The sequence below is a fragment of the Paractinoplanes ferrugineus genome (assembly GCF_016862195.1).
Classification (GTDB): domain Bacteria; phylum Actinomycetota; class Actinomycetes; order Mycobacteriales; family Micromonosporaceae; genus Actinoplanes; species Actinoplanes ferrugineus.
This window is the reverse complement of record NZ_BOMM01000100.1, coordinates 1-11554: the sequence shown is the minus strand read 5'-3', so window position 1 is coordinate 11554 and position 11554 is coordinate 1. Positions and strand designations below refer to the sequence as shown.

Below are 11554 nucleotides of genomic sequence, written 5' to 3'. Positions count from 1 at the left end.
GGTAAGCAGGAGCAGGGCTTCGACGGGTCGCTGCAGAAACTCCTGGACGCGAAGGGCACCGAGTACAGCAACGACGAAGCCGCCGCGGCTGGCGTGTCGGAGACGAACACCCTGTTCCTGGACATCAACCCGGGCAACAGCGTGAAGGTCACCCTCGTGTACGACGTGCCGAAGGGTACGAAGCCGACGGCGATCAAGCTCAACGACTCCATGTTCTCCGGCAGCGTGAAGGTGGCCCTGACGTGATCACCTACACCCGCCTCTGGGCGCCCGCCTTCGCCGTCCTGCTCGTAGGCGCTGTCACGGCGTGTGGGAGCAGCGATCCGAAGCCTGCGGCTCCCGCTGCTCCCGTTCCGGCGTCGCAGGCGCCCTCGGCCGCTGTATCACCGTCTGCGTCCGCCCAGCTCGGCCTGAAGCCCGGCACCGCGGCGACGGTGCCTGTTCAGGACGGCACGGTGCGGGTGACGGTCCGATCCCTGAAGACCCGCAAGACCGCGTGCGGCGCCGACTGGGACCCGCCGGCGAACGGGGTGTTCGTGATCGCCGACGTCCTGGTGGAGGTGACTTCGGGTGAGTTCAGTTTCTCCGGCGGCGAGTTCCAGTGGCTGGCCGACGATGGCACCACTGCGGACCTGGCCGGGTTCACCGGCTGCACCACGAGCCCGCTGCAGGGCGCGAACGGTCTCCCCGCAGGGCAGAAACGTGCCGGGCAGTTGGTGTTCGACGTCAAGTCGACTGCGGGCACGCTCGGTTTCAGCCCCGACCTCTCCGGTGTCCCTGCCGCGTCGTGGCGGCCGTAGCCCGGACATGCAGCGGCCCGCACCTCGAGGTGCGGGCCATGGTCAGGACTCTGCTGTTCGCGCCAAGGCGATGGCGACTGCCCGCCATTCCCTTGCCCGCTGCACCAGCGGATCGTCCTCGACGAGCTCGATCCCCGTCCGGCGATGCTCGCTGTCGTAGCAGGTGAGCATTAGCCGCCGGTCGTCGAACAGCCACCAATCAGGACCCTCGGCCGGAGGGAACAGGCCTCCACGTATCGCCAGGGCCCGGGGAAGATATCGGATGACCTCGCCGGCTTCGACGTTCCACCAGTCGCCCCAGCGCAGCCACCGCTGATAGTCGGTGATCGGGTCGTCGACGATCCGCACTCGGCTCATCGTCCTGCCGTGACCGGTGTGCCGTGCGACCAGCTTCATCCAGTCGGCCAGGGCGGGACTGTCGGTCGGCGGTACGGGTCGCCCGCGCAGGAATGAGGCGTACACCTCGTCCTCGTAGTCGACTTCGTATGCGGGCTGCTGCTCGAGCCGGAACGCGGACTGCTGGAACGTATCCAGCTGTCGCCAGAACTCGGCGTCGTCGATCTCGGTTCTCATGGAGGTGGCCTCTTCAGGGGTCTACAAGCGCCCGAGTGCTGCTTCGATGATTGATCGCGTCTGCCGACCATCCACCGATGCGTCGCTGAGCCTTTGCATGAGGCTCACGTGGCCGCCCAGGCTGGTCCCGGTCAGTTGGGCACCCTCGGTGAGTGAGTCGAGGTAGCCGGCCTGGTCATACAGGGCAAAGCTTGCGCTCGGCTGCACCGGTAGTTGGGTGTCGAGCGGGACGACCCTCAGCGTCAAATTGGGTAGCGCCATCAGCTGCAGGAGGTGCTCCAGCTGGTGGCGGTTTGCGGCAGGATCAGGCATCTGCCAGCGCAGCACTGCCTCCGACACGATCACATCGAACTGCCGGGCCGGATCATGGAGGTGCTGTGCGCTGCCGGCAATCACGGCAGCAGCCTGGTCGAATCCTTCGGTTGAACCGTGCGCCTGCCCTAGCTGGGCGATCACGAACCGCGAGTAGTGAAGCTGCTGAAATGGGCGCGGTAGGTACAGGGATTCAAAGATGCGCACGTGGCCGGCGTTGCGGAGTCTGTCGTTGAGGCGCCGCTGTGCAGCCACCTGGCTGAACCGGAGCTGCCGTTCGCCTTCGCTGCGAACGGCCGGCATCTGCCGCAGCTTTGCTACCAGCCGGTCGGCGTCAGTCTGCGCGCCCCCGCCTGCGGCGACGAGCTGCCGGATGTCCTCTTCGGTGGGCACCTGCTGGCCGAGCTCGAGTTTCGACAGCTTCGCCGGTCGCATACCGGCCGCTTCGGCGAAATCGCGGCCGGTCTGGGCGCCCCGGAGCAACCGGAGGTGAGTGGCTACCCCGTCCGGAGCGAGTAGCCACTCTTGCAGGTAAGGGTCCTTCACCCGTTCAGAATCGCATGGTTTCGCGAAATCTCGCAGTCGGCAGGGCGGGCGCTAGTCACCGTTCTCCGACAGCCGGTACTGGACCTCGTATTGCTGGCCAGCCTTTACCATGACCTGCACCTCGACAGGTCGCTGGTCATCGGTAAATACCACCCGGAAGGTTCGCAGGACAGGCATATCTTCTGGCAACTCCAAGGCCACGAACTCCTCGACTGTGGCCAGCCTTGTCCCAACCTGGTCGATGGCGCCTCGCTGTGGGAAGCCGAGGTCTGCGAGCACGCGCGGCGACCCTCCCGTGAACTTCTTCTGCTCGGCCAGGGGGGTGCCGCGGGCTATCTCTACTGGATAGTAGAGCCATACCAATTCCGCCGGTTCACCGTCGAGCTTGAGTAACTGGTGCCGCGTCACGACCGCAGTGCCTTTGTCGATGCCGAATGCTGCGGCGACCTGAGCGGGCGCGGGGGTCTCGCCGACCGAGATGAGGTCGCTGCTCCCGCGCCGCCCCTGGTTAGCGTGGTCGGTGATCCACGGGTACGGCTGCCCCTGCGCGGGCGCGACCGGATAGTGGCCAGCGCGAACTACTTGCGGTGCTCGGGCAGCTACGAAAATGCCCTTGCCCTTATGGGACTCGATGAACTTCTCGTTCTTAAGGATGTTGAGAGCGCGTTGCACGGTTTGGTTCGCGACGTTGTACTCGGCCATAAGTTCGGTGGTCGAAGGAAGCTTGTCACCAGGCATGAGGTCGCCGGACAAGATGAGGGCGCGGATGTTCGCGGCAATCTGCTGCTGCCGCTGACGGACGCCGTCATTGGGCATAGGAAGCGGCGCGGTCACTTGGGCGTGTTCCGCATCCGGTACTCAAGGTCGACAGTTCGGGCGGCGACCATGCGATTTACGGCGTACTCGGATGGACCTATTCCGTCGGTGCTGCTGACGCGCCGTTGAACGATGAGCGGCTCGTTGGCGTCAACCTGGAGCAGGTCCGCAGACTCCCCAGCCCGCTCAGCGGTGACGTGTTCCACAGACTCATCGAGCCGCCGGCCGGCCTCGATGAGCACGCGTACTGCACCGCCGCGGATTTTCTTGTGCTCGGCGAGCGGAGTCCCGACGGCGACGCTGGCCGGGTAGTAGGACTCGGCGATCTCCACGGGTTGATCGTCGGCGAGTATGAGCCGGCGGCGCACCACGACCTGATCACCCTCGGCAAGCCCAAGAGCTTTACTCACCTCTTGGGTTGGCGGCCCGGTCTCGACGACGAGTAGCCGCTGCGTTCCGACCTTGCCTTGCGCTGCCGCGTCGCCGGCCCAGGCATCCGTTTCCTGCGGTGCGGTGTAGCGGTCAGAACTACTGGCCCATGCATCACTCATGGCAGACCCCTCTCCTGTTAGCGCTCCGATCATGCTCCCATCGGCGGCTCCTTAGCACGGGGAGTACCTAGGCCGGGGGATGCCGAAGTGGCATCTTTCTGCGCTTGCAGCCTTACATAGACAGTAGTAAGGTCAGCCAAGTAAGCACCCCCAGAACAAGCGAAGGCCCTGGGTGTCGGCGATTCCGGCGCCAGACCCAGGGCCTCCAAAGAACTAGCCGTCCAGCGCTAACAGGAAAGGCAGTTCCATGGCTGATGGTAGCGACACTCGTGGAGTCAAGCTCCAGCCCACCGCAGTCTGCCGCTTCGGCTGGTGTACCGGCCGCTTCTGCCTGGACCGCCCTGAGGGGGAGCTCTTCCACCAGGCACACATCACCTCAAGCGGCGACGACGACATCGTAGGCGTCGAGATCGTCCGGAACGACTCCGCCGACGGTGGCACCACCGGCACCCTCGTCGACATCACGTTCGCGGACCTCGACGACGGCGGAGTCACCCGCCACTCGGTGAGCCTTTCGCCGACTGCCGCTCTGCGACACGCAGAGGCAGTCATCAAGGCCGCTCTCGCGGCGCTCGCGCAGTAGCGCATCCCATCAGCTTCCGGCCGGGGTTGCCGCATTCTCGCCCCAGCCTCGGCCGGTTTCCAATCTTCGGAGGACCCGTGTCGTCCACGACCATTGCTCCCTCCCCGCTCGCCGTCGAGCTCGAGCAGTCCCTGACCTCCTTGGGGTTCCGGCCCGACGTCGCCGCCGAGATCACCGACCTGGTGCCGCCCGCCGGCCGCAACTGGCTCCTCAACCGCATCAACGCCACCCCGCACCCGCTGCGGGAGCTACAGCAGATCGCCGACCGTGTCCACCGTGACACCCTCGCCGTCTGGCTGCGCGCTTCGACTGCCGACACCGAGACCGTGACCCGCCGGCTCCGGGAGGCCACCCGATGAGCACGCGAACCCTCGACGAGAACGTGCGGGTGTTGCGGGCGCTCGGTCACGCCGAGCTCGCTGACCTGGCCCTGGGTTTGCCGGATGACGGCAGGCGGGAGCGGGTCGCTGACCTGCTCGTGCCGGTGGTGGTGTCCTTGCCGTGTCACGCCGACCTGCTCGAGGAGTCCCGGTGACCGCAGAGATCGCCCGCACCGGCACCGACCAGCAGCGCATCACCGCTGTCCTCGAAGCCCTGGCCCGCGAAGGGGTGTCCGTCTGGTTCGACCTGCGCGGGTCCACCGGGGTCATCGAGGACCGCTACACCGACTACGTCCAGGCCGCCGAGTTGGCGGGCACGGATCGCTGGGTCGGGGAGCACGTCGGCAACCGTGACCGCGGCGGCGCCTACTGGGACGAGGACGGGGTGTTGCGGACCCGCCCGAACGGGGTGGCGTGGGCCCGACTGCTGTGGTCGTTCAACCACGAGATCCCGGACTTGGCCGACCTGCTGGTGCGTCTTCACTGCGAGCAGGGCTTCGACGCCGACTGGTCGGGTGACCCGTTCGACTGTGTGTCTGTGCCGCTGGACGCTGGACGATGACCGCCGACCTGGACCCTGAGGTCCTGCGCCTGATCCGGGCCGCCGACGCCGGTCGCCTGTGCTGCGGGCTCCACAGCGGCTACCTCCTCGATCACGTCGAGGTCACCGCGTTTGTCGCCCACCAGATCACTGACCTTGTGGCCGCCGGGTTGCTGTACGTGCCTGACCTGACCGACAGGTCCGCCCGGCCCCGGGTGCGCGTGTCCGACCGCGGCCTGCTCGTCCTCTCCTGACCCTTCCCCATTTTTTGAGGAGTGTTCGTGATGTCTGCCCCCACCTACGCCCCGGCCGCCGGCGACTTCGACGACCTGGCCGCGTTCCTGGCCACCGTTCCGGCCGCCGCCGATTACGACCGTGACGAGCTCGACCGGCTGCCGAAGCTGCCGAAGCGTCCTGCCCGCGGCAACGACAAGCGGGCGGCGATCAACGCGTCGAAGCGGGAGTGGCGGTGACCCGCCTCGACCGCCGCCGGCGCCTGCCCCGCCCGGAGCGGGTTACCGCCGCCCTGCACAAACCCGAAGGCGTCGACGGCTACCCGATGACGGGGAGGGCCAAGCGATGATGCGCACCTACCTGACCGTCGAGTACGGCGTGAGCAGCAGCTACGGCCACATCTCCTCCGACGCCGCCTTCACCACCGCCGCGCATGCTGCTTTCGGCGACTGGCTGGCCGGCAAAGCGGAGGTCGGGCTGCCGTTGGGGTCGGGGCAAACGCTGCCGATCCCGGCCGCCCAGATCCGGTCGTTCGAACTGCGGGTGGTGGCGTGATGGCCCGCTTTGTGGACCCGTGGACGCTGCCGTCGGACCTGAGTGTCGGTGACCGGGCCGTTAACCCGGGCGGTCTCGAGGTCGAGTGGAACGGCCGCCGCGGTATCCCCGTGTGCGGGCCGTGCGATCTGGCGATGACCGAGTACGACGCGTGCGGCGGGCATCAGTGCCCGCGCTGCGGTGCCGTGTTCGGAGAGTCGTTGGAGGTGCTGTCGTGCCTCGACTGAGCGGCTACAGCACGATGCGGTGCCTGTCCTGCGGTGCCGACATGACCCCCACCACGAGCGGCATGGTGTGCCTGTCCTGTGGGTGGCGTCCGATCGGGTGGTGGTTCCGGTGACCCGCAAGACCACAGCCCAGTGGCGGCGGGAGGTTCCCGCCTACGACAAGGCGATCCGGGCTGTCGAGCAGCTCCTGAAGTCCTGGCCACCCAGCCCTCACGGTTTGCCGTTGGTCGCACATCTGGACCCGGATACCCGCGTCGTGTCGATCGTGCTGCACGGCACGCCACGGCAGGCGAACGACGCCGACCGAGAGCTGTTCCAGTGGGGTTTTGCTGGGGGTAGCTGGACTTGGGAGCAACACGGCGACGTGCGCTTCCTGCGGAAAACGGTGGCCCGGTGACTGAGCTTGAGGGTTTGCTCAACGCCTACCGCCTGGCGACCGCACCGCAGGAGGGCGTGTGGTCGCCGATCGAAGCGGAACGGCAGGAGCTACGCGCCAACGAAGCCGCCAGGGAGATCGCTGACCTGCTGGCCCGCGCCGACGCTCCCCTTCCGGTTTTGGTGTGACCTGCTTCCCAGGTGCGCAGCCTTGCCCCCGGTTTCTTCCCCAGGGCTGCGCGCCGCGGTGGCGGGTCAGACGACCGGCGGAAGGAGACAACATGATCCGCATCATCAGAACCGACGGGACTTCCGTCACCACAACCCGCCACACCGTCAAACAGGTGCTCGCCGCGAAGGATCGTGGTGTCGGCATCCTGGTCGGCGGGCCCGAAGAACTGTCGTACGCCGACGTCCTCGAGGGTGCCGTGAGCCGCCCGGAGCACACCCTCCTGCCGACCGAGATCGCGTCGGTTGAGGAAGCGGCATGAGCGTATCGAAGGTGACTTCGCGATCGACCCGGACTGGGAAGTCGATGTGCATCGGCCGTGAACCCGCTGGGGCGCCCGCGCGAGATACGCAGTAGTTGACCGAAACGAAGCAGGGCCGCGCCGGACTGTCCAGGTGACGGCGCGACCCGCATATCCCCCTGAGGAGACGAGATGAAGATTAACCGACCGAAGCAGCCTGTGGTGGTCCTGCCGCTCGCTGCGGAGATGTTCAACGACCTGCGCCGTGAGGGCGCCGCGAAGCGCGACGATCGGCGGCACAGCTGATGTTCGACGACAGCAAACTCACGGACGGGCAGAAACAGTTGCTGGCCCAGGTGCGGACCGAGTGGTCGCGGGACGGTGGCCGGGCCAGTGACCTGCTGGTCCTGTCCGGGGCTTCCCGCAAGGACCAGGCGGCGGTGGCCGATGTGCTGGCGCCCGGCGCGGGAGAGGCGTACCTGCGATGACGGCCACTGCCAACGCGGTCATCGCCGCGATCGACGCCCGCCGGCCGGGCTTGAAGCTGGGCAAGCAGCACCTGCTGTTGTTCTTCGCCCAGGGGCATCACATCGCCCACTTCGGTACGCCTCTGTTCAGCGAGCCGATCTTCGCCGACGACCATGGCGTCTTCGTGGCCCACGTCGCAGCCCCGGCCGCCCAGCCGGACGGTGAGGGCCCGCTGAACACCATCGGCTACGTCGTGGAGCGGTACGGGTCCCTGTCGCCGGCCGACCTGCGGGCGGTGATCCAGGCGTCGCAGCCGTGGCAGGCAGCCCGGGGTGGGGTGGTCGACCTCGACGAGTTGGCCGCCTGGTTCCGGCGTGACGACGAAACCGACGACCCGGACGACGAGCGGCCCAACCGGGTTGAACGGGCTCAGGTCGAAGGGCTGTGGAGTAAGTACGCAGCGCGGTAGGTGTAGTCGTGTCGATGGCAGAGGGAAGGCCCTACTCCGGTGGGGCCTTCTTCGCTTTGCCAGTTAGAGCGGCAGTTTTTGCCGCGCTCGATGTCCAAGTTTCGGCCCTGGCCGCGCTGGCCCCAACCCAGCCCTGCGGGCGATGACCCTGAGGTGAGCCACGCTCAACGGCGCGCGTTCGGCCACCCTGCTTGGCATTTCCCCCTCGATCAACAGGCGCAGCGCAACCGCTTCGGCGGTGAGTCGTATTGCCGCACGATCATTTCGTTGCGCGTCTGCGAACCGTTCGCGCAGCTCATCGAGCCTGGCGTAGAGGTCAACGGCAGCCGTTGTGGGCGGTCGCATAGCAGGCGTCACTGGGTGGTCGGGATGGGAGGCATGCCAGGGATTGGCGAGATACGCGTCCTTTGCTGGCCCCTTCATCCAATAGAGGAAGGCGTTGCAGCGGGAGCAGAGGATGCCTCGGACTGCCCAATCCCCCACGGCGTGGTCATGGTCGATGACGAGGTCCTGGGTGCCCGAACAAATCTGGCATCGTCTTCGTGCCGCGCTTAGCGACTCCTCATAGCGCTCACAGGTCAGTCCTCGCGTGGCGTGGGATGAACAAGTGCGGCCGGTGCTGTGCTTGGTCATTTGCCACTCCGCTTCGCCAGCCCGAGCACGACCCGCAGGTATTCGCGGGACCAGACGTGCTTGGCGGCGCGGAGGATGGCGGACTGCTGCTCGCCGTCGGCGTAGGCGGCGCGCATAGCGTCGGCGAGGTTGCTGCTGGCTTGTTTGGCGGCTTCCTGAGCGCGTTCGTACTGCTCGGCGGCTTCGGCTAGCGCTCGTTCGTGCCGCTCGTCCATGACCAGCATGATCGCACAACTCTGTTGGCCTACCGATAGTGCACACTCAGTTGACTTCATGCACACAGACTAGGCACACTAAGTGTGCACATCAAGTTGGAACTCAGGAGTCCTGATGACCATGACCGTCACCACTAAGACCGTCCGGATCCCGTCCTGCGAAGAGCACCAGGGCTTCTACTCTGTCGAGGTCACCCTGCTCTGGGAGTGCCCGAAGTGCGGCGGCCCGCGTGGCGAGGTGTTCGACACCCTGTCTTACGACGGCTCCCGGCGGCTGGGCGTGCACGGCTGGAAGAACCCGTGCGGGCACATCGACAGCTACACCGCCGTGCGCAGTGAGGCGGGTATCGGCCGATGACCAGCCCTCTCGCTGACGCCATCCGCGCCCACATCGAAAACGACCTCAGCAAGGCCGCCTTCGCCCTCTCGGCCGTGCTTGACGAGTGCGAGCAGATGCGCGGCGAAGCTGAGCTTGCCCTTGGTAACCCTCTCTGGCGCGGCACCTTCACCGCCGCTGCCGCTATCGAGCAGACCATCGCCCGCGCCCTCGGCATCAAGGAGTCCTGATGGACATCGCCGCTGTCATCCGCCGCGTCATCAACGACAACGACCCCGACCTCACCAGCGGCGCCGCGCACCTGGGAGCCCTCATCGCGCACGCCCTCGCCGACGCCGGCCTGGCCCAGCTCGGCGACGAGCAGGTGGCCGACTACATCCGCGACCTCGGCGACAACTGGGCCGAACGAGGCACCAACGACTTGGCCGTTGCTCTGGCTGAGGCGATCGAAGAAGACCTCGATGAGGACGACGTCCTGTGATGGTCAACGACCCGCCCCGCGTACCGCTGAAACCCGGCCGCTCCTGGTCGGGCACAGGCGTGCGCCGTCAGTGCCGTGTCGAGGTGGCCGACATCCTGCGGGGCACGATCCGTGTCCGAGGCGTGGGCGAGTCGGGCCACCTGACCTACCAGCCCGTGACGTCGGACGGCGTGTGGCTGGACCCGATCACCGGCGACTACGTGGCAGCCGAGAAGGCGCTGCTGGACGCCACCAAGGAACTGGAAGGCCCGCTGTGACCGCTCTTCGAATCCCCGTCGCAGGCCGGGACTTTGATCCCCTGCGCGTCACCCAGCATGACGCCTCCTACTCAGGCTGCGACTCGTGCGGGACCTGCATTGGGTGCGACGGATGCGCCGACGAAGACAACCCCATCGACCTAGAGCGCGGTGACTGCACGGGCTGCGGTGCCTGCGGGCCCTGCATTGCCGAATGCGCGGCGCTCCGGTCTGCGCCACTGCTGGACGCCACCAAGGAGCTGGACCAGTGAGCGATCACCTGGAACGACGCGACGGCGCTTTGGCCGTCTGCCACAACGGCCGGGTCGTCGACCTCGTGCCGGACGGGGTGGACGCCAGCGACCAGACGACACGGGAGGGCTTGTTCGCCGCTGCGGCGGCCGAGATCGGTGTGGTCGTCGGCGACCTGGAGATCCTCGCCATCTGCCCCGTTCATCCCCAATCCTCTGCGGTCGACTGCATCGACTGCGACCCGATCGAAGCCTGAAGGAGAACCATGCCCGTCGCCATCTACGGCGCGTCCGACGACCTGATCGAGGTCGACGGCGACATCTACGAAGAGTTCAACCACAACGACGACGAACCCGCCCTGCTGGGCTTCTCCGACGGCACCGTCCTGAAGGTCACCTTCGACCAGGACGGCATCTGGCGGATCACCCCAGTCGTCACCGGCTCTGCCACGTTCACCCACGAGTTCGGGCAGGACGACAAGCGGCACTCCGACAAAGCCACCCTGACCGGTGACGTGCGCTGGGTCGTCTACGGCTCGGCGATGGCGAGCGCGAAGTGACCGACATCGACCGCACCACCGCCCGCCGGGTGCTCGACCTGGAACTGCCGGACAACGGCGCCAACGCCGAGACGGTCCGCGACTACCTGATCGCCCTTCTGCTGGAGGTGTGGGACCAGGAGCAGGACTTCTCCGGCAAACGGCCCTTCGGGAACAGCGGCTGGCAGCACGAGATCTACGCCCCGCTGGTCCGCGCCGGCTTCACACCCGGCTCGTTCAACGAGTACGACGAGCTCGACGGTGAGTTCGACTACCGCGACGCCGACAAGCTGATCCTCGCCGCGATCGAGGAACTGGGCCGGGTGACATCGTGACCGCCGTGGTGATCCGCTGGCACGACCGCAACAACGTGGAGCTGCTGGTCGACGGCGTTCAGGTGCTGTCCGTGTCGGACCTTGATGAGAACGGCGGCCGGGACGGTGAGGCGAGTGTCGCCTACGCCGCTGAGGTGACCGCCGGCGCGGTCGCCCGCGCGTTGGGCGCTTCTGTGACGATCGAAAGGAAACCGTAGTGATCGAGCTGAACGATTTCCTGACCGACCGCGGCCACTACTCGAACGGGCCGTGCTGGTGGAACTTCGAGTTTCCGTCCGGCGCGTCGGCGAACGTGGAGTTGTCGAGCACACCGTTCCGGTTCGACGTGGAGGTCGACCAGGGCGATAACGACATGGTCACCCTGCACGGCCAGACAACGGAGCAGGTGGAGGAACGGCTGCGGGAACTGGCCGCCCTACCGGCGGCGGTGGCGTCCTGATGGGCCGCGTCGTCATCAAGCCCGAACGGGACCAGGACTTCTACGTCGGCTGGTCCACGATCGTCGAGGCACCCATCTGGTTCGGTTCACGCGTGGACGCCCTGAAGTACATCGCCCAGGATCACCGCGAGTCCGGCGGCCCGGCTGATCCCCCTGAGGAGCGCCTGGCCCGCGCCGACCGGTACGGC

Annotated in this window: 31 protein-coding genes; 25 read left to right on the top strand and 6 right to left on the bottom strand. The window is 66.9% G+C overall.

Annotation, left to right across the window (positions count from 1 at the left end):
* Together Afe05nite_RS43015 and Afe05nite_RS43010 are read left to right on the top strand one after the other, a co-directional pair.
* On the top strand, window positions 1–246 hold a 246-nt coding region (locus Afe05nite_RS43015; RefSeq protein ID WP_203823130.1), incomplete at its 5' end, for a DUF4352 domain-containing protein.
* Entirely contained in the window at window positions 243–800 is a 558-nt protein-coding gene (locus Afe05nite_RS43010; RefSeq protein WP_203823129.1) for a DUF4352 domain-containing protein, read from the top strand. The genes Afe05nite_RS43015 and Afe05nite_RS43010, both read left to right, overlap by 4 nt.
* Before the next feature lie 42 nt (window positions 801–842).
* Here the strand turns inward: Afe05nite_RS43010 and Afe05nite_RS43005 are convergent, their stop codons facing one another.
* From Afe05nite_RS43005 to Afe05nite_RS42990, 4 genes are read right to left on the bottom strand one after another with little or no spacing between them, the layout of a single operon-like run.
* The gene (locus Afe05nite_RS43005) at window positions 843–1373 is read right to left on the bottom strand and encodes a DUF6879 family protein (RefSeq protein ID WP_203823128.1); all 531 of its coding nucleotides are present in this window, start codon (window positions 1371–1373) and stop codon (window positions 843–845) included.
* A 21-nt stretch (window positions 1374–1394) separates the two neighbouring features.
* Window positions 1395–2231, bottom strand: a complete 837-nt coding sequence (locus tag Afe05nite_RS43000; protein WP_203823127.1) for a Scr1 family TA system antitoxin-like transcriptional regulator — start codon at window positions 2229–2231, stop codon at window positions 1395–1397.
* A gap of 51 nt (window positions 2232–2282) precedes the next feature.
* Window positions 2283–3065 (bottom strand): GntR family transcriptional regulator, encoded by a 783-nt coding sequence (locus tag Afe05nite_RS42995; RefSeq protein ID WP_239118636.1) that lies wholly within the window; start codon window positions 3063–3065, stop codon window positions 2283–2285.
* Window positions 3062–3598, bottom strand: coding sequence for a GntR family transcriptional regulator (locus Afe05nite_RS42990; RefSeq protein ID WP_203823126.1), 537 nt, complete (start codon window positions 3596–3598; stop codon window positions 3062–3064). Before Afe05nite_RS42990 ends, Afe05nite_RS42995 begins: the two co-directional genes overlap by 4 nt.
* A 247-nt stretch (window positions 3599–3845) precedes the next feature.
* Here Afe05nite_RS42990 and Afe05nite_RS42985 point away from each other — a divergent pair, with 247 nt between their 5' ends.
* The 13 genes from Afe05nite_RS42985 to Afe05nite_RS42925 all read left to right on the top strand — a co-directional run bounded on the left by Afe05nite_RS42985 (window position 3846) and on the right by Afe05nite_RS42925 (window position 7900).
* A complete protein-coding gene (locus Afe05nite_RS42985; protein ID WP_203823125.1) occupies window positions 3846–4181 on the top strand; it encodes a hypothetical protein in 336 nt (111 codons plus the stop codon).
* Between the two features lie 77 nt (window positions 4182–4258).
* Complete coding sequence (locus Afe05nite_RS42980; protein WP_203823124.1) at window positions 4259–4540, top strand: hypothetical protein; 282 nt, start codon at window positions 4259–4261, stop codon at window positions 4538–4540.
* On the top strand, window positions 4537–4716 hold the full coding sequence (locus tag Afe05nite_RS42975; protein WP_203823123.1) for a hypothetical protein: 180 nt from the start codon (window positions 4537–4539) through the stop codon (window positions 4714–4716). The genes Afe05nite_RS42980 and Afe05nite_RS42975 overlap by 4 nt, the downstream gene beginning before the upstream one ends.
* Window positions 4713–5123, top strand: a complete 411-nt coding sequence (locus tag Afe05nite_RS42970; RefSeq protein ID WP_203823122.1) for a hypothetical protein — start codon at window positions 4713–4715, stop codon at window positions 5121–5123. Before Afe05nite_RS42975 ends, Afe05nite_RS42970 begins: the two co-directional genes overlap by 4 nt.
* A complete protein-coding gene (locus Afe05nite_RS42965) occupies window positions 5120–5356 on the top strand; it encodes a hypothetical protein (protein WP_203823121.1) in 237 nt (78 codons plus the stop codon). Before Afe05nite_RS42970 ends, Afe05nite_RS42965 begins: the two co-directional genes overlap by 4 nt.
* A gap of 30 nt (window positions 5357–5386) precedes the next feature.
* Window positions 5387–5575 carry a hypothetical protein gene (locus Afe05nite_RS42960; protein WP_203823120.1) on the top strand — a complete coding sequence of 63 codons (189 nt, stop codon included), beginning with the start codon at window positions 5387–5389 and terminating at the stop codon, window positions 5573–5575.
* Window positions 5576–5681: 106 nt separating this feature from the next.
* On the top strand, window positions 5682–5891 hold the full coding sequence (locus Afe05nite_RS42955; protein ID WP_203823119.1) for a hypothetical protein: 210 nt from the start codon (window positions 5682–5684) through the stop codon (window positions 5889–5891).
* Window positions 5891–6118 (top strand): hypothetical protein, encoded by a 228-nt coding sequence (locus Afe05nite_RS42950; RefSeq protein ID WP_203823118.1) that lies wholly within the window; start codon window positions 5891–5893, stop codon window positions 6116–6118. The genes Afe05nite_RS42955 and Afe05nite_RS42950 overlap by 1 nt, the downstream gene beginning before the upstream one ends.
* Before the next feature lie 109 nt (window positions 6119–6227).
* The gene (locus tag Afe05nite_RS42945) at window positions 6228–6515 is read left to right on the top strand and encodes a hypothetical protein (protein ID WP_203823117.1); all 288 of its coding nucleotides are present in this window, start codon (window positions 6228–6230) and stop codon (window positions 6513–6515) included.
* A complete protein-coding gene (locus tag Afe05nite_RS42940; protein WP_203823116.1) occupies window positions 6512–6682 on the top strand; it encodes a hypothetical protein in 171 nt (56 codons plus the stop codon). The genes Afe05nite_RS42945 and Afe05nite_RS42940 overlap by 4 nt, the downstream gene beginning before the upstream one ends.
* A 92-nt stretch (window positions 6683–6774) precedes the next feature.
* Window positions 6775–6984: a hypothetical protein gene (locus tag Afe05nite_RS42935; RefSeq protein ID WP_203823115.1), complete on the top strand. Its 210-nt coding sequence runs from the start codon at window positions 6775–6777 to the stop codon at window positions 6982–6984.
* Window positions 6985–7268: 284 nt separating this feature from the next.
* Window positions 7269–7451, top strand: a complete 183-nt coding sequence (locus tag Afe05nite_RS42930; protein WP_203823114.1) for a hypothetical protein — start codon at window positions 7269–7271, stop codon at window positions 7449–7451.
* A complete protein-coding gene (locus Afe05nite_RS42925; RefSeq protein WP_203823113.1) occupies window positions 7448–7900 on the top strand; it encodes a Panacea domain-containing protein in 453 nt (150 codons plus the stop codon). The genes Afe05nite_RS42930 and Afe05nite_RS42925 overlap by 4 nt, the downstream gene beginning before the upstream one ends.
* A 63-nt stretch (window positions 7901–7963) precedes the next feature.
* Here Afe05nite_RS42925 and Afe05nite_RS45045 read toward each other — a convergent pair whose 3' ends face one another.
* Together Afe05nite_RS45045 and Afe05nite_RS42915 are read right to left on the bottom strand one after the other, a co-directional pair.
* On the bottom strand, window positions 7964–8533 hold the full coding sequence (locus Afe05nite_RS45045) for an endonuclease domain-containing protein (RefSeq protein ID WP_203823112.1): 570 nt from the start codon (window positions 8531–8533) through the stop codon (window positions 7964–7966).
* Window positions 8530–8748, bottom strand: coding sequence for a hypothetical protein (locus Afe05nite_RS42915; protein ID WP_203823111.1), 219 nt, complete (start codon window positions 8746–8748; stop codon window positions 8530–8532). Before Afe05nite_RS42915 ends, Afe05nite_RS45045 begins: the two co-directional genes overlap by 4 nt.
* A gap of 115 nt (window positions 8749–8863) precedes the next feature.
* Here Afe05nite_RS42915 and Afe05nite_RS42910 point away from each other — a divergent pair, with 115 nt between their 5' ends.
* The 10 genes from Afe05nite_RS42910 to Afe05nite_RS42865 form a co-directional block, all read left to right on the top strand.
* Window positions 8864–9106 carry a hypothetical protein gene (locus tag Afe05nite_RS42910; RefSeq protein ID WP_203823110.1) on the top strand — a complete coding sequence of 81 codons (243 nt, stop codon included), beginning with the start codon at window positions 8864–8866 and terminating at the stop codon, window positions 9104–9106.
* The gene (locus tag Afe05nite_RS42905; protein WP_203823109.1) at window positions 9103–9315 is read left to right on the top strand and encodes a hypothetical protein; all 213 of its coding nucleotides are present in this window, start codon (window positions 9103–9105) and stop codon (window positions 9313–9315) included. Before Afe05nite_RS42910 ends, Afe05nite_RS42905 begins: the two co-directional genes overlap by 4 nt.
* On the top strand, window positions 9315–9566 hold the full coding sequence (locus tag Afe05nite_RS42900) for a hypothetical protein (protein ID WP_203823108.1): 252 nt from the start codon (window positions 9315–9317) through the stop codon (window positions 9564–9566). Before Afe05nite_RS42905 ends, Afe05nite_RS42900 begins: the two co-directional genes overlap by 1 nt.
* On the top strand, window positions 9566–9823 hold the full coding sequence (locus Afe05nite_RS42895; protein ID WP_203823107.1) for a hypothetical protein: 258 nt from the start codon (window positions 9566–9568) through the stop codon (window positions 9821–9823). Before Afe05nite_RS42900 ends, Afe05nite_RS42895 begins: the two co-directional genes overlap by 1 nt.
* A 247-nt stretch (window positions 9824–10070) precedes the next feature.
* Window positions 10071–10310, top strand: a complete 240-nt coding sequence (locus Afe05nite_RS42890) for a hypothetical protein (protein ID WP_203823106.1) — start codon at window positions 10071–10073, stop codon at window positions 10308–10310.
* Between the two features lie 9 nt (window positions 10311–10319).
* On the top strand, window positions 10320–10613 hold the full coding sequence (locus tag Afe05nite_RS42885; protein WP_203823105.1) for a hypothetical protein: 294 nt from the start codon (window positions 10320–10322) through the stop codon (window positions 10611–10613).
* Complete coding sequence (locus tag Afe05nite_RS42880) at window positions 10610–10927, top strand: hypothetical protein (protein ID WP_203823104.1); 318 nt, start codon at window positions 10610–10612, stop codon at window positions 10925–10927. The genes Afe05nite_RS42885 and Afe05nite_RS42880 overlap by 4 nt, the downstream gene beginning before the upstream one ends.
* Window positions 10924–11124: a hypothetical protein gene (locus Afe05nite_RS42875; protein WP_203823103.1), complete on the top strand. Its 201-nt coding sequence runs from the start codon at window positions 10924–10926 to the stop codon at window positions 11122–11124. The genes Afe05nite_RS42880 and Afe05nite_RS42875 overlap by 4 nt, the downstream gene beginning before the upstream one ends.
* The gene (locus tag Afe05nite_RS42870) at window positions 11124–11366 is read left to right on the top strand and encodes a hypothetical protein (RefSeq protein WP_203823102.1); all 243 of its coding nucleotides are present in this window, start codon (window positions 11124–11126) and stop codon (window positions 11364–11366) included. The genes Afe05nite_RS42875 and Afe05nite_RS42870 overlap by 1 nt, the downstream gene beginning before the upstream one ends.
* A partial coding sequence (locus Afe05nite_RS42865; protein ID WP_203823101.1) for a hypothetical protein occupies window positions 11366–11554 on the top strand: 189 nt, incomplete at its 3' end. The genes Afe05nite_RS42870 and Afe05nite_RS42865, both read left to right, overlap by 1 nt.

What these genes read in the sequence shown, in the direction of transcription:
- Afe05nite_RS42930 (WP_203823114.1), top strand. Translation starts at nt 7,269, where the DNA reads ATGTTCGACGACAGCAAACTCACGGACGGGCAGAAACAGTTGCTGGCC.
- Afe05nite_RS42975 (WP_203823123.1), top strand. Translation starts at nt 4,537, where the DNA reads ATGAGCACGCGAACCCTCGACGAGAACGTGCGGGTGTTGCGGGCGCTC.
- Afe05nite_RS42935 (WP_203823115.1), top strand. Translation starts at nt 6,775, where the DNA reads ATGATCCGCATCATCAGAACCGACGGGACTTCCGTCACCACAACCCGC.
- Afe05nite_RS42965 (WP_203823121.1), top strand. Translation starts at nt 5,120, where the DNA reads ATGACCGCCGACCTGGACCCTGAGGTCCTGCGCCTGATCCGGGCCGCC.
- Afe05nite_RS42960 (WP_203823120.1), top strand. Translation starts at nt 5,387, where the DNA reads ATGTCTGCCCCCACCTACGCCCCGGCCGCCGGCGACTTCGACGACCTG.
- Afe05nite_RS42905 (WP_203823109.1), top strand. Translation starts at nt 9,103, where the DNA reads ATGACCAGCCCTCTCGCTGACGCCATCCGCGCCCACATCGAAAACGAC.
- Afe05nite_RS42985 (WP_203823125.1), top strand. Translation starts at nt 3,846, where the DNA reads ATGGCTGATGGTAGCGACACTCGTGGAGTCAAGCTCCAGCCCACCGCA.
- Afe05nite_RS42915 (WP_203823111.1), bottom strand. Translation starts at nt 8,748, where the DNA reads ATGGACGAGCGGCACGAACGAGCGCTAGCCGAAGCCGCCGAGCAGTAC.
- Afe05nite_RS42910 (WP_203823110.1), top strand. Translation starts at nt 8,864, where the DNA reads ATGACCATGACCGTCACCACTAAGACCGTCCGGATCCCGTCCTGCGAA.
- Afe05nite_RS42925 (WP_203823113.1), top strand. Translation starts at nt 7,448, where the DNA reads ATGACGGCCACTGCCAACGCGGTCATCGCCGCGATCGACGCCCGCCGG.
- Afe05nite_RS42900 (WP_203823108.1), top strand. Translation starts at nt 9,315, where the DNA reads ATGGACATCGCCGCTGTCATCCGCCGCGTCATCAACGACAACGACCCC.
- Afe05nite_RS42990 (WP_203823126.1), bottom strand. Translation starts at nt 3,598, where the DNA reads ATGAGTGATGCATGGGCCAGTAGTTCTGACCGCTACACCGCACCGCAG.
- Afe05nite_RS42895 (WP_203823107.1), top strand. Translation starts at nt 9,566, where the DNA reads ATGGTCAACGACCCGCCCCGCGTACCGCTGAAACCCGGCCGCTCCTGG.
- Afe05nite_RS42950 (WP_203823118.1), top strand. Translation starts at nt 5,891, where the DNA reads ATGGCCCGCTTTGTGGACCCGTGGACGCTGCCGTCGGACCTGAGTGTC.
- Afe05nite_RS42955 (WP_203823119.1), top strand. Translation starts at nt 5,682, where the DNA reads ATGATGCGCACCTACCTGACCGTCGAGTACGGCGTGAGCAGCAGCTAC.
- Afe05nite_RS45045 (WP_203823112.1), bottom strand. Translation starts at nt 8,533, where the DNA reads ATGACCAAGCACAGCACCGGCCGCACTTGTTCATCCCACGCCACGCGA.
- Afe05nite_RS42885 (WP_203823105.1), top strand. Translation starts at nt 10,320, where the DNA reads ATGCCCGTCGCCATCTACGGCGCGTCCGACGACCTGATCGAGGTCGAC.
- Afe05nite_RS43005 (WP_203823128.1), bottom strand. Translation starts at nt 1,373, where the DNA reads ATGAGAACCGAGATCGACGACGCCGAGTTCTGGCGACAGCTGGATACG.